This window comes from Tenacibaculum sp. XPcli2-G (assembly GCF_024124505.1).
In the GTDB taxonomy this organism is placed as follows: Bacteria; Bacteroidota; Bacteroidia; order Flavobacteriales; family Flavobacteriaceae; genus Polaribacter; species Polaribacter mesophilus.
On sequence record NZ_JAMXSH010000002.1, the window covers coordinates 326,527 to 341,047 of the forward strand.

The following is a 14,521-nucleotide window of genomic DNA, read 5'->3' on the forward strand; positions in this document are numbered from 1 at the left end:
ATATGATTATGAAATTCAATATAAAATACTTCCTTGCCTTTATATTTCTTCTTTTGTTAGAAATTATAATAGCTCAAACTTCAGGATTTATAAGACATACTTTTGGTGACTTTTTAGTCGTTATCTTACTTTTTTATTTGGTGAAAGCTTTCTTTAACTTCTCTGATAAAAACACTGGAGTTTCAGTACTTATTTTTGCTTATTTAGTAGAATTTTTACAGTTAACTCCTCTTCTAGAATTTCTCGGTTTAGAAAATAACCGATTGGCAGTAATCGTATTAGGTGCTACTTTTAGTATTGGTGATTTAGTAGCTTATACCTTAGGAATTGTCACTGTTTTACTTTTAGAAAAATTTTTAACTCGCAAATTATCTTCTAATCTTTCGTAAAATATCTTCTAGTCCGTTTAACTTCAATTCGTAAACTAGCTCTAACATTGTGCCTAGTTTCCCTTGTGGAAATCCTTTATTCTTATACCAAACAATATAATACTCAGGAATGTCAATTAAATACGTTCCTTTGTATTTACCAAAAGGCATTCTCATGTTTGCTGTATCAATTAAGAACTGTTTGTCTGGTATCATATTAAATAAAAATCCAGCTGAAGCGGGATTTATTAAGTGTTATTCTTTTCCGTCTACGTAATCCTGCAAATATGCATAACGTTTGGTTAATTTACCAGTATTTGTTGTCATTTTTGATCGAGCTAAAATTCCGTCTTTATCATCATTATAAAATGCTGGAATTACATGCTCCAAAAACATTTCTCCAAAACCTTCACTTGCATCTTTTGGTAACTCACAAGGTAAATTATCAACCGCCATTACTGTAATGGCTTTTTCGTCTTTAAAGTCAATTTCTGATTCTGTTTCTGGGTTGTAACCGTAAATAGGGTCTGCAATTGTTGACGCACGAAGTGTTGTTGCTACTGGTCCATCAATATCACATGAAATATCTGCTACATACTTTATTCTAAACTCAGGATGTTTTACATCTTCACGTGTAAATAAATACGGAGCTCCGTCTCCATAAAAATGCCCTGCTATAAAGAAATCAGTTTGTTTCGCATACGCCATAAAATTACTTTCGTACCCTGTTGGATCTTTATAAAACTCAAACTTATCTCCTACTTTACCATCTTTTCGTTTGGCATACTCCATAACATCGGCTATACAATATACTGGTTCAGTAAACTCACTTGTTAAATATAAAGCATCGCTTACTTGCTTAATTTGCAAATGATCTAAAATTTCTTGTGCTCCTTTAGCTACTTTTCCTGTTCCTGTTAGTAAAATTTTGATGTTTGGTAAAGTTATTTTATCTAATTCAACTTTTACAGCATCTAAATCTGGTAACGTTTCTACTTTGGGTAATTTGAACAATCCTTCACGTATGCCTAAGGCTCTAAAACCATTATAAGCACCTACCAAACCTGCATAACGACCAAAACCAATTAAACGAGCTCCATTTTCTTCAATAATGGTTTCATGATCAAACATTTCTATATTTCTATCAAGCATTGCTTTTAACAACTTACGATTATATGGTTGCTTTTTAATCGTATGACTAAAGAAAAAATATTTTTTATTTGGAATTAAATTGTCTACAGGAACTTCTTTTACTCCTAATAACACATCACAATCAGAAACATCATTGGTTACTTCAAAACCTGCTTTTGTGTAAGCCTCATCAGAAAAAACTCGGATATCAGAACTTTCCACGACTATTTCTGCTTGAGGAAACTGTTCTTTAAACTCTTGCAATTTTTCTGGAGAAAACACAACTCTTCTATCTGGTGGATTTTTACGTTCTTTAATAATTCCGAATTTCATAATTGACCTTTGTATTAAAATTAAACAATTTTACATATAATGTTATAGTTTATAACAATTGCAGCGAAAATACTTGTTTTAAAATGATTGTACAAGTAGTATTTTTTTATATTTGCATCCTCTTGTTTCAACAGTATTGTTTTATATTGCTGTTAAACGAAATTGCATAGAATCAAAAAGATTATCTGGTATATTTTTTGCACGGGTACATATAGCATCTTTGACATATTGGGGACGACTGGTTTTGACAGCAAGATTAGTAAAAATGTAAGCATACCGAGGAGTGAAATGACAACTCGTTAAACTTATTTCAAACATTTAAACGGCGAAGATAACTACGCTTTAGCTGCTTAATCTGAATTAATAGTAAGATAGAGCCTCGGCGCACAAGGTGCGCAAGCTAAATGTCCACGAAAAGCCTTGGTTTACGGCGTTTCACTTTTGGGCATCGTAAAAGTAAACATAGAAAACTTAGGGCTTCGATAGGTTTTCGAAACTAAAGAAGATAAGTTAAGATTGGACGGTTTTTGGTCAGGTCTTAATCGAAAATTAAGCAAAAACTAAGTATGTAGAAAGCCTTTGAGCTACTTGTTTGGACCCGAGTTCGATTCTCGGCGTCTCCACAAATAAACCCTGTAAGCATTATGTTTACAGGGTTTGTTGTTTTTGGGTGTCAATTTAGATGTCAATTAAAACAGTAGTAACTCTACAAGTTTTACCCTAATAATATTCTTTTATATAAGCATAAGCTCTATCAAATAAAACTTGATCTTTATGTAGCTTATATTTTAAAAGTGATTTTCTTAAAGATTTTTGAACTTCTCTTTCTCCTGAACTAGTAGTTTGCCAACCAGGAAAACTAACTACCCGTACAATAGCATCAATATCATTTACAATACGCTCTACTACTGCAGGAGTCGAATCAGTTTTCATTTCTAAGAATAAGTCTGTTAAAGCTGCTTTTGGAGATTTTTCTTTAACCAGCTCTTCTATTTCTTTTTCGGCCTTTACAGTTTCTTTTGCTATTTTACAAAGTTCTTTTATAAACTCTATGGATGTAATTAACCCTCTTTCCGCTTTGTCTCTTAAAGCTTCTAATCGTTCACTTAATTTTTTAAACTTTGGGTTTAAACCATGTTTTTTAAAACGCTTAACTAAAATTTTCTCTAACTGTTTTGCATTTTTTGGATCTGGATTATTAAAAATGTCTTCAATAGTATCTGCATCTAATACAAATTCTTCTAATTGATGTACTTCTCCTACATGAACGTTTTCATGAATTAATTTAGTTGTTTGCGCACCTAAAGAGAACCATAATAACTTACCTATATTATCTGATGCAGGTCTTACAGATTCGAAAACTTGTGAAAGCCATTTGTAATCTGCGTAATATGCATCTAATATCCGATCAGGTGACAATGATTCCCATAATTTTGAAAGGTATTTATAATCTTTTGCAAAAGCATCTTTTGCATCATCTGTTTTTATTGCGTTTTGCGCAGCTTCCAGTCCTTCAAAACCTTCCAAACTTCTATCAACATCTTTAAAGTGACTTAATGTACTTTTCATTGCTTTTGGAAACTTATCTTTTAATTCAGAAAGATTAGTAATTACTTTTTTTACAGACTCCTCATCAAATTGTAATGCTTTTGCAGCATCATCAAAAACACCAAAATAATCTACAATGCGACCAAATTTTTTACCAGGATATAATCTGTTTGTTCTACAAATAGCTTGTAACAAAGTATGATCTTTAAGTGATTTATCCAAATACATAGTTTGTAAAACAGGTGCATCAAAACCAGTTAATAGTTTAGCTGTGACAATGATAAATTTTATATCTGAGTTAGGATTGCTAAAATTTTCAACAATTTTCTCTTGTTGACTTTTATCTATTCCCCATTTTTGTTTGAATTCAAAGTCATCATTTGCAGAAGTAGACATCACTACAACACTTGATTCTTCTTGAAAATATTTATCCAATTCTTCTTTATATTGGACACAAGCGTAACGATCTGGAGTTACTATCATAGCTTTGAAACCATGAGGTTCAACTTTTTCTTTGAAATGCTTAGCTATATCTTCTACTATTTTGGATACTCGTTCTGGAGATTTTAAAAATGCAGCCATTTTAGCCGACTTTTGATTTAATGCATCGGCGTCTTCATCAGATAAAGCTGTACTTTCTTTAAAATCTGCCATAGCTTGATCAATTGTTTCTTTATCTACATGTACATCAACTAAGCGTGGTTCGAAATGTAATGGCAATGTAGCATTATCACGTATAGAATCATGAAATGTATAACGAGACATATATCCGCCACTGTCTTCTTCAGAACCAAATGCCCAAAATGTGTTTTTATCCGCTTTGTTTACAGGAGTACCTGTTAACCCGAACAAATATGCGTTTGGTAATGCAGCTCGCATAGTTCTTCCTAAATCCCCTTCCTGCGTTCTATGTGCTTCATCTACCAAAACAATAATGTTATCACGGGTATTCATGTTAATCGGTGCATCTCGAAACTTAAAAATCATCGAAATAATAATTTTTCGAGTATCTTTTTCTAATAAACCTTGTAATTCATTAATACTGTCTGTACTCACAACATTGGCTACATCAGCAGCATCAAATATTCCATTGATTTGTGTATCTAAATCGGTACGGTCTACCAATACTATAACCGTAGGACTTTTAAGTACTGGTTCTCTTCGCAATTTTTGCGCAGCGAATACCATTAAGAAAGATTTACCTGACCCTTGAAAGTGCCATATTAATCCTTTTTTTATACGACCTTCTTTTACACGTTCTACTATTTTGTTGGCACCTTCATATTGTTGGAATCTGGGAATTATTTTAATCCTTCTTTTTTTATTATCTGTTGAAAACAAAGAAAAATTTCGCATTATATCTAATAGGCGAGCTGGATTTACTAAATCAGATAATTCTTTTCCTATCTCAGATAGACCGATATGTTTAGCAATATTATCTTTATCATTTTCTAATCTCCATGGTGCCCAAAATTCTAAAGGACATCGAACAGCTCCGTAATACAATTCTTTTCCTTCCGTAGCAAAAGAAAGAATATTTGGCACAAATAACTGTGGTATAGCATTTTCATAAACATCATGTATTTCATGAGCACCATCTAACCAACTTATTGAAGGTCTAATAGGTGTTTTAGCTTCTCCAACCACTACAGGCAAACCGTTTATAAATAATACTACATCTGGTATTTTAGTTTCTCTATGATGAACACGGTATTGAGTAGTTGCTATATAACTGTTATTTGTAATTGTATCAAAATCAATTAAGCGAATTGGTATATGTCGATTGTTTTCACCAAAAGGCATTGTTTTGTCGCCTTGCATCCATTTAAAAAACTCTTCATTTGCTCGAACTAAACCTACCTGATGTACTGATATTAAAATGGTTCTTAATTTATAAATCACTTCATCTGCTAAATTATTGTTAGCTTGTATTTCAGGATTTAATTTTATCAGAGCCTTTTTTATTTCATCTTCTATTAACACTTCATTAACAGAGCGTTTTAAATCTTTAATAGCAATATATTTCCATTGTGCACCGTATGAAATATCTTCTTCATATGCAGCACCTGTATTTAAGTTAGTTCCTGTTAATTGTTTAATGATGTAGCTTTCTACACTGTTTAGTTCGTTGAAAGTCATAACTAAATTGGTTTATAGTTCTGAAAAGCAGTTATTAGTACTTCTTTTATTCTTATCGGCATAAAAGGAATTACTATATCATCAAAATTTTTACTATTGTGGATAATATAGCTTCGTAAATATGTAAAATCAAGCTCTGGGTCATTTGCATCGTCATAAAGCTTTTGTATTAAACTATTAACTTCATTTTTTATTTGTTGAATATCCTTATTACCCGTTGATAGCTGTTTTAATAATGCTAAAAGTACTTTTCTGATGGGATAAACTACACTTCTCAATCTATCTACGCGAATTTCAGGTCTGTTCATCTGGCAAATATCAATCGTTGCTTGACCTCTTCCTAATTGATCTTTACCCTTCATTGATATTCCTTTTTTTTCACTATCAACTTCAAATTCAAATACATCATCTATTACATCGAGTTCAGGGTTGAGTAAAAATGGCTGTTCAATTGTTAAACCATTATCACTAATTAAACATCTGGGTATATCTAAATAATTACTATTTAGAGGTGGGGTTTTGACATAGGAATGAATTGTTGGAAATTTAGATACTTTTCCTCCATCACGATTGCAAGATATACAAGCTGGCAATAGATTACTCCATTCGTAGCATAACCAGTAATAACCTGGATGAGGAATTATTGTACCTTTTGAGTTAGTAATATTTACTAATTTATTATTCAAATCCCTCACTTCTCCTTTTGGCCGATAATGTTCTACATCTAACTTATAAACCCTTTCACAGTATGCACATTTATATAAATACCATTTATTAAGATGATCAATTACTCTTGAAGCTGTGTTACCATTAATATCATAATACGGATCACTGTATAAAGCTCTTTTAATATTACTTTGGGTTCTTAATGCAACATTATTCCACTCACTTAAAGTACTTGATAAAGTTAAAACTCGAGGTTTATCATTATAATTTCTTACTATGTTTCTCATTTCTCATCATGATTTTTAAAAATCTCTATTAAATCTTTAATATTCTCATTTGTAAGATAAGATTCCACATCTTTCTCTAGTTTATTATAAAGGATTGCATCAGAGTATTTATCATCAAGTATTATATCTACTTCATCCTCCTTAGAGAAAGGAACTAAATCATCCATACCAAATATTGGAGAATTTAAAATTGTATTAGGAAGAATTCGATCGAACATTACTTTATCATCTAATCGCTCTGTAAAAACTCCTTTTACCCAATTTCTCTTGACGACATAAATGGCAGAGTTTTTTGGAGCGCCTAATAATGGTATTGGACTATGAGTACTAACTATAAATTGAATTAATGGAAATGTTTCAGAAAGTATAACTACTAAATCTCTTTGCGCTTTAGGGTGAAGATGTAAATCTATTTCATCAATTAAAACAATACCTCTCAATTCAGAAGGGTCTGTCACTTTTGGCTGTTGATAGAATAGCCTTATTATAATATCTGAAACTAAATTTAAAATACTTTTATTTCCAGAAGAAAGTTCATTCCATTTTAAGGGCATAAGTTCATCAGAACCTTGGGTTTGTAATAGGTATTTAAATTCAAATTTATTTTTCCCTTTTCTAAAATATTCAACTTGACGTAAATCAGGTATAATTTTAGGCAAAAGAGACAAAATCTGTTTTATTCTATTTTCATTAATGTTATAACTCCTTTTTGAATCTAACTTCCAAAACTCTAGTTGTTTATCTAAACTTAATAGTTTGGAACTGTCTTCAAATAAAGATTTAAATGTACCAGTCTTACTTAAAGCTTTTCTAAATGTATCATCCTTTACCATAGTAGAGGTTTGCTCCAATCGGTAAGGACCATACATTGCTAATCCTTGAGTAATAGGCTTGACACTAATTTTATTATTTCCGTTTCGACTAACCTTTTCTATTTTATTTTTATACCATAATTCTGCATTAATTTGAAAACTTTCAATAGAACTCTCTCTTAGATCATTTTTTGACAGATGTTTTTGCCCCAAAAATGCGGCTATTGCACGTAATAAATTCGTTTTACCAGATCCATTCTTACCTGTGATAAATATCCATTGATTTTTAAAATCATCAATCTCTAATTTGAATTCATTAATGAAGCCATATTTTTTTACAAAGAGAGATTTAATTTTTGTTGGTCTTATTTCATATGAGGAATGCTTTTCTCCACTCTCTATTTTTAGTTTATTATCACGGTATTTATCAACATTTTTCTTTCTTTTAGAAAACTCTTTTGGTGAAATAAAATTTATAATGTCCTCTTCCATTTGTTTATCGATAAATTCTTTGTTTTTATTAATAATTTTATCGATAATTAATTTATCTCCACTCAAAAAACTATCTAAAATCGATTCAATAGCATTAGTTTCTCCGTTTGAATAAAATTTACAATATCTTCTTCCTTTTTCTTCAATATTTTGAATCTCTGGTAAAATATTATTTTCAACAAATTCCATTTTTCTTGTAGAATCTGATAAATTGATTTCTAAAAAACAGTCCCCTATTTTATTGATCATAAAAACTATATTAGGAGTTCTGTTTTTCCAATCCATTCCAGACCAGAAAGAAATAGCTAAGTAATCATCATTACCGTAAAACCAATAACCATCTTCTAGTTTTCCTCCATGATTGCTCTTTCTAAATGAGTAATATAATTTCGGATTATCTTCTCTTTTTCTTTTTAGAAACAAGTAAATTGATTCATGAACTTTTAATAGATCTATCATACCCTAAAACACCTGATTAATTAAACTCTTTTGTAAAGCTTTGGAGCTGGTGATTTTGGATTCGAAAGACGAAATATTATCCTCCATAATTTCTAGTTTATCTGCAATCTGTTTTTGCTCATCTATTTTAGGTAATATAATTTTCATTTTTTTCTTAACAGTAGTTTTTGATAAATTAAACCTTGTAGAACCTTGAGCTCTTTTAAACATAAACTTTCGTACCTCTTCTCCTCTCATCAAAAACCTTGCGTATTCTGGAAGTAAAGTTTTAAAATCATTAAGCCTAAATCCAAAACAAAAAGAGTTTAGATAATAGCCTTGTAAATCATCTAAAACGATAGATGACATTCCTAATTCTTGTGGTGTTTCAGATGATCCAGTAATTAATATATCTCCATATTTTAATTCATTTTGTTTCTCTCCATCATTTATTTTCACATAGTCTACTTTAGATGGATCTATTTTTGAATTTGAGAAAACATTCATATAGTTAACAAAAGGACTACCTTTTCCAAAATCCTTTTTTGTCTTGCCATTTAAGCCACTAAACGATTCTCCCAAATCTCCAAAAAGATGCTCTTGCCAAGTGTGAAATTTATTGGATAATTTACCTGAAACAGAATCAAACAAGTATCGCTTATAGAATGTTTCATACTTATTTTTATTTTCAAACCCTTTCTCCACAACCTCATCCATAGCCCAAAGTAATTCAGCAAGTTGGGCTTGTTGATCTTTAGGTGGTAGGAGGAATTCTTGATGTTTCAAATCTCCCCAATTTATGGTTGGTGATAATCCACCAACAGATATATCTACCATACGATGCATAAATTGGTCAGAATGCAAAAAGAAAGGAAATAATTTTGGGTCTATAAGCTCTGGGTTTGCCCTAAAAACAAATGCATGTGCAGAACAAATACCATGAAAATCTACTATAGCTGCTTTACGTTGATAAGCGCGTCGTTTTCCAAAAATAACGTCACCAGGGTAACAACGTAGTTTACCTCCTTTAACATCCGACGGTACACCTTTTCTACGAATATGAATGTCGTTAGCATCTAAATGTTCTAAACCTACATAAATTTCAACTTCAGCATTTTCTGGTTTTACTGTTTTTGATATTTTTTGAGCAATCTCTTCAAACTTAAAAAGCTCCCAACTGGATTTATCTAAATTATTTAAATTTATATTCTGTATTGTCACCTCCATTTAATTCAAAACTTTAAATAAATTATTCATACTAGCTTTCAAATTTTCAGATTGTTCTTCCCAATTTTTTAATGCATTTTCTAAAGATAAATAAGGTTCACTAGTATCAACATTACTTAAATATTGAGCAATGTTTAAACTTCCTTTGTTTTCTAAAATTTCTTTATTCGAAACTACTTTTGAGAAGTTTTCAATATCTTTATAATTATGATACGTTTTATAAATCTTGTTGATGTGTTTGTCTTCTAAGAAAGCAATATTCTTTTCTTGTTTTACTTCTTTTAGGGCATTTATAATTAAAACCTTCCCTTTTTTATCTTTAGACTTATTAGTTTTGGTTATTAATAAACACGCCTCCATTGGTGAGTTATAAAACAAATTAGGTCCTAAGCCAATTACGCATTCAACCAGGTCTTCTTCTATCATTTTTCTACGCATTTCAGCTTCACTTTCACGAAATAGAATTCCGTGTGGCCATAAAGAAATGGAACGTCCATTTTTAGCATCTAAACTTTTCTGTATATGTTGTTGGAAGGCATAATCGGCACAACCTTGTGGTGGTGTTCCCCAAAGGTTCCGTCCGTACGGATCCTTTTCAAAGCTCTTGCGGTCCCAAGCTTTTATACTGTATGGTGGGTTGGCCAAAATAACATTGAAGGTTTTTAATTCATCGTTATGTAAAAAGGCTGGTCGAGCCAGCGTATCACCACGTACAATGCTAAACTCTTCTATACCATGCATAAACATATTCATACGAGCTATGGCACTGGTAATAAGGTTTATTTCTTGCCCGTATAATTTTAAGGTACGGTATTCCTTGCCTTCATCGCGTAAATGCAAGGCGCAGTTTAATAGCAAACCACCAGAGCCACAGGTAGGATCGTATACAGATTCTCCTGGTTGTGGATCCATAATCATAGTCATTAATTTAACTACAGTACGGTTGGTATAAAATTCGGCTGCGGTATGGCCAGAATCATCAGCAAATTCTTTAATTAGATATTCATAAGCGTTCCCTAATTGATCATCTGGTACATTTTGTAAATTAAGTTTGTGTTGCGAGAAATGTTCTATCAGATTGGTTAAGGTTTCGTCACTTAACCTGTTTTTGTTAGTCCATGAAGCATCTCCAAAAATTCCATATAAAGTTTCTGGATTGGCTTTTTCTATTTCGCGCATGGCATTTTGTATGGCTACACCAACATTTACAGTGGTTTCACGTACGGTTTTCCAATGTGCTGTTTTGGGAACTATAAAATGATGGTGTTCGTCAAATGCTGCATATTCTAAATCGCCATCGCTTTCTTGTAAGGCTTTTTCAAACTCTTCATCGTACACATCACAAATACGCTTGTAAAACAATAACGGAAATATGTATTGTTTATAGTCACCAGCATCTATAGTACCTCGTAACGAGGTTGCTGCGCCCCAAAGGTATTTTTCTAGTTCTTGTTGGGTCATAATTATTCTGGTAAGATATCTTCTGTAATTTTTATATTTAGAATACTTATTAGTTTTTTCTTAAGTAATTCTTTTCTCTCTTCGTAAAACGAAACAAAGTTTGAAAACTCAATACCTTCATTAGTTGGAAAAAAGTGTAAATGTTTAAATGCGTTCTGTTCAGCTTCACTTGGGTAAGCTTCAGTTAACCAGTCATTTAATTTTTTAGCACTTTTCTGTTTATTTTCTGTCGCTTCTATTAACTGTAAATTAGGTAATGAATTAAATCTTGATAAAAACTCATCTCTTTCTTCTTGAGTTTCAATTCCAGCTTTTTCTAATTTCTTATTTGTAAAAAAAGTTTTAGGATGTATATGATCTTGATGGAATTCATAATTTCCTTTTAATGGATATAATAAACTTAAAACCATAAATGCAAATGCGCTACCGTAATTTGTAGTTAATAAGTGATCTATATGCTCTTCATGGAACTCTAATGATTTATTAGAACCTTTATACCTATCAATTAAGGCTTCTAAGGGAAAATTACCTTCATTTTGATTTATAATATTCCTATAAACTGGATATAAACTATCAGGTGTACCACCAAAAACTTTTTTCAGTAAAGCTCTAATCAACCATTCTTTAATAAGTTTTCTATTGTTTTCCTGACTTGAATGATGTAATAAAACGTCATCTGTTATACCTCTTGTTTTAATAAAATAGGCTATAGGAATTATTGCATTATTAGCAGTTAAAGATTTTGAATTAAAACCAAAGTGGGCAATTAGTTTAATAGCTGCAGAAATTGCATTAGCAATCTCATCCCATTCTTTTTCAATTTTACTCATATTCTCTGAAGTAAAATTATCTACATGAAATCGAATATCTTTAATATTGGACAATACTAATGATGATTTTAAAACTAAATCTTTATTGAAATTGAAACCTGTACCTATACTATTAATTTTATCTACAAAAGAGTGAATTATCTCTCTAGCATCTTTTTCTTTCCATTGTGCAGTAGCTATAGACAAAAGTAAATCTGAATAACTTAATTTGGTTCCGCCACTATTAATTCTTATAAAAATTTGAAGGACTTTGTCTAATTCTTCACTTTTTTCTAAAAAGAAATTAATATTACCATCATGACAAAACACGTTATATAGCTTATTGATAGTACGCCGAGCAAACTTTTTTGCTTCTTTACTTAAAGTTAATTCATTATCCTCAATAAAATCATCAATAGAATCCATAACTTCTTCGTTAGCATCAGAAACATCAGAATACTTTATAATATCTCCTACTTGATACCAAAATGTATTTTCAGAATTTACTTTGGCTTCCTCTTTTGTTAAAAACCTAAAATCATATTCCTTATCTGAATCAACTAGTTTCGAGAATAAATTTAAGTATAACTTTTTTGTTGGAAAAGCATGATCACTTTCCCATTTATACTTAGGTAATTTTCTAGAATCACTTCCTTTTAAACCAATATATAATGACGTTAGCCTTTGTTGTCCATCTAAAATAGCTATTCTATCTTTTGATGTACTTAATTCAGCTGGTTCATTATGCTTTCGGTCTCTTTCATGATAATCTTTTAAGAATCTATAAAATTTAAATTTATCAATATCCTCAGACTTCACTTTCCAAAACAAAAAAGTACTTATTGGATAATCCCTCATAATTGAGTCGAACAGTATTTCTATTTGATAAGTTCCCCAAACAAATTCTCTTTGTATTGAGGGTAACACATAATCTTGTTCTTGTATAGCTATTATAGCTTCCTTTATAGTAATTGGTTTTTCGTAGGCCATTTATATAAACTCTTTCAATATTTTTTTAAACTTCTCCTCTGCTTCTTGACTAGCTTTCCATGCATCTTTCAAATCATCAAGTGCTTCTTCAACACTTGGGAGATTATCTTCAATTATTTTTTCTACATAAAGAGGTATGTTCAAGTTAAAATCATTTTCTCTTAAATCATTTATAGAAGCCACTTTTACATAATTCTCAACATTTTGATAAGCAGTGTACCAATCAAAAATTTGAGTTACATGTTCAGGTTCAAGGAAATTCTGAGCTCTACCCACTCGAATTTGATCTGAAGCGTCTATAAATAAAATCTTATCTTTTTTTGTAGTTTCTTTATTTTGTTTAAACACCATTACACAAGCTGCTAATTGTGTCCCGTAGAAAATATTAGGACCTAAACCTATAACAGCTTCGAGTAAATCTTGTTCTAATAATGCTTTTCGAATTTTTCCTTCAGCTCCTTTTCTAAATAAAGCACCATGTGGTAAAACCACGGTCATTCGCCCAGTACTATTCATTGATTTAATCATATGTTGTACCCAAGCCATATCACCATTTCCTTTAGGTGGTACACCAGCAATATTTCGTCCATAAGGATCATTTACCCAGTTTTCTGCTCCCCATTGTTTCAAAGAAAAAGGTGGATTAGCAATAACACAATCAAAAGTTTTAAGACCATCTGCAACAAAAAAGGCTGGATCTCTAAGGGTATCTCCTCGAGCTATTTGAAAATCTTCAATACCATGAAGAAACATATTCATTCTAGCAATAGAGCTTGAGGTTAAGTTCTTTTCTTGACCAAATAATTTAAGTGTTCTGTAATCTTCATTATTATCCTTTAAGTGGTCTACACATTCTAATAACATACCTCCAGTACCACAAGCAGGGTCATATATAGTTTCTCCTTCATGAGGATCTAGAATTAAACCTAACAAATGTACCACAGAACGTGGTGTGTAAAATTCTCCTGCTTTTTTGTTTGTGAGATCAGCGAAGTGCTTTATCAAATATTCATATGCGTTACCCAAAATATCTGGATCTACTGCTGAGTTTGATAAAGTGTATTGTGAAAAATGTTCTATTAAATCGATTAACAGCCTATCAGAAAGTTTATTTTTGTTACTCCATTGTGCATCACCAAAAATTCCAAATAAAGACTCCTGATTAGCCTGCTCAATTCCACGAAGAGCTTTTTCAATAGCTAATCCTATATTAGTAGTAGTTTCTCTTACATTTTTCCAATGACAACCATCTGGAATTTCGAATCTATGAAACTCAGGTAAGGAAGCGTACTCAATATCTCCATCAGATTCTTCTAAAGCTAATTGATATTCTTCATCATATACATCTGACAATCTTTTAAAAAACAACAGTGGGAAAATATAAACTTTATAATCTGAGGCATCCACAGGACCTTTTAATATCCATGCAGCCTTTGATAAGTATTGTTCAAGTTGTGATAACGTAATTTTTGTTGAAGACATTATAAAAGTTTAATTAGCGATTTTTTAAAGTTCTAAAATAATAAAAGCAAGGGAGAAATAATTATGGTTGACTATATTTTAAATGAAAATATTTTTGGTATCAACTTACAATTAATAAAATTAAGCACATTCCCTTGTTCATAACTTTTTTGCGTTTTTTCAAAAGAAAATGCAAAATGCGCAATAAGATATTAAAGATGATTAAGTTTTTTGATAGCTAGTGTTTTAAAACATAGGATATAAGTGTTTTATTTGTTTTTTATGTGGAATAGCTCATTGTGTTTTACGCAAAAAAAAACGCAAAACGTAAAAATTGAAAAAGTTAATAAAACCATTGT

The 14,521-nt window shown here is 31.1% G+C and carries 10 protein-coding genes and 1 other RNA gene; 2 read left to right on the forward strand and 9 right to left on the reverse strand.

The features are described from left to right. Window positions 1-8 precede the first annotated feature (8 nt). Complete coding sequence (locus NH341_RS06135) at window positions 9-389, forward strand: DUF2809 domain-containing protein (RefSeq protein ID WP_253056011.1); 381 nt, start codon at window positions 9-11, stop codon at window positions 387-389. On the opposite strand, the gene NH341_RS06140 is transcribed toward NH341_RS06135, so the two are convergent. Together NH341_RS06140 and NH341_RS06145 are read right to left on the reverse strand one after the other, a co-directional pair. Next, complete coding sequence (locus tag NH341_RS06140; RefSeq protein WP_047789880.1) at window positions 369-584, reverse strand: DUF3820 family protein; 216 nt, start codon at window positions 582-584, stop codon at window positions 369-371. The genes NH341_RS06135 and NH341_RS06140 overlap by 21 nt on opposite strands. Before the next feature lie 39 nt (window positions 585-623). Then, window positions 624-1,832, reverse strand: coding sequence for an NAD(P)-dependent oxidoreductase (locus NH341_RS06145; protein ID WP_253056013.1), 1,209 nt, complete (start codon window positions 1,830-1,832; stop codon window positions 624-626). Window positions 1,833-2,062: 230 nt separating this feature from the next. Here NH341_RS06145 and ssrA point away from each other — a divergent pair. Next, window positions 2,063-2,458, forward strand: a transfer-messenger RNA (tmRNA) gene (ssrA, locus tag NH341_RS06150). A gap of 94 nt (window positions 2,459-2,552) precedes the next feature. Here the strand turns inward: ssrA and NH341_RS06155 are convergent. From NH341_RS06155 to NH341_RS06185, 7 genes are read right to left on the reverse strand one after another with little or no spacing between them, the layout of a single operon-like run. Next, window positions 2,553-5,519, reverse strand: coding sequence for a type I restriction endonuclease subunit R (locus NH341_RS06155; protein ID WP_253056015.1), 2,967 nt, complete (start codon window positions 5,517-5,519; stop codon window positions 2,553-2,555). 2 nt (window positions 5,520-5,521) lie between these two features. Further along, the gene (locus tag NH341_RS06160; RefSeq protein WP_253056017.1) at window positions 5,522-6,472 is read right to left on the reverse strand and encodes a hypothetical protein; all 951 of its coding nucleotides are present in this window, start codon (window positions 6,470-6,472) and stop codon (window positions 5,522-5,524) included. After that, window positions 6,469-8,235 carry an AAA family ATPase gene (locus NH341_RS06165; protein ID WP_253056019.1) on the reverse strand — a complete coding sequence of 589 codons (1,767 nt, stop codon included), beginning with the start codon at window positions 8,233-8,235 and terminating at the stop codon, window positions 6,469-6,471. Before NH341_RS06165 ends, NH341_RS06160 begins: the two co-directional genes overlap by 4 nt. Before the next feature lie 3 nt (window positions 8,236-8,238). After that, entirely contained in the window at window positions 8,239-9,441 is a 1,203-nt protein-coding gene (locus NH341_RS06170; protein WP_253056021.1) for a restriction endonuclease subunit S, read from the reverse strand. After that, the gene (locus NH341_RS06175; protein ID WP_253056023.1) at window positions 9,442-10,902 is read right to left on the reverse strand and encodes a class I SAM-dependent DNA methyltransferase; all 1,461 of its coding nucleotides are present in this window, start codon (window positions 10,900-10,902) and stop codon (window positions 9,442-9,444) included. A 2-nt stretch (window positions 10,903-10,904) separates the two neighbouring features. After that, complete coding sequence (locus NH341_RS06180; protein WP_253056025.1) at window positions 10,905-12,701, reverse strand: DUF262 domain-containing protein; 1,797 nt, start codon at window positions 12,699-12,701, stop codon at window positions 10,905-10,907. Further along, window positions 12,702-14,183: a class I SAM-dependent DNA methyltransferase gene (locus NH341_RS06185; protein ID WP_253056027.1), complete on the reverse strand. Its 1,482-nt coding sequence runs from the start codon at window positions 14,181-14,183 to the stop codon at window positions 12,702-12,704. Between the last annotated feature and the right edge of the window lie 338 nt (window positions 14,184-14,521).

Coding starts and splice junctions, on each gene's coding strand:
- NH341_RS06135 (WP_253056011.1), top strand. CDS start 9: ATGAAATTCAATATAAAATACTTCCTTGCCTTTATATTTCTTCTTTTG.
- NH341_RS06140 (WP_047789880.1), bottom strand. CDS start 584: ATGATACCAGACAAACAGTTCTTAATTGATACAGCAAACATGAGAATG.
- NH341_RS06145 (WP_253056013.1), bottom strand. CDS start 1,832: ATGAAATTCGGAATTATTAAAGAACGTAAAAATCCACCAGATAGAAGA.
- NH341_RS06155 (WP_253056015.1), bottom strand. CDS start 5,519: ATGACTTTCAACGAACTAAACAGTGTAGAAAGCTACATCATTAAACAA.
- NH341_RS06160 (WP_253056017.1), bottom strand. CDS start 6,472: ATGAGAAACATAGTAAGAAATTATAATGATAAACCTCGAGTTTTAACT.
- NH341_RS06165 (WP_253056019.1), bottom strand. CDS start 8,235: ATGATAGATCTATTAAAAGTTCATGAATCAATTTACTTGTTTCTAAAA.
- NH341_RS06170 (WP_253056021.1), bottom strand. CDS start 9,441: ATGGAGGTGACAATACAGAATATAAATTTAAATAATTTAGATAAATCC.
- NH341_RS06175 (WP_253056023.1), bottom strand. CDS start 10,902: ATGACCCAACAAGAACTAGAAAAATACCTTTGGGGCGCAGCAACCTCG.
- NH341_RS06180 (WP_253056025.1), bottom strand. CDS start 12,701: ATGGCCTACGAAAAACCAATTACTATAAAGGAAGCTATAATAGCTATA.
- NH341_RS06185 (WP_253056027.1), bottom strand. CDS start 14,183: ATGTCTTCAACAAAAATTACGTTATCACAACTTGAACAATACTTATCA.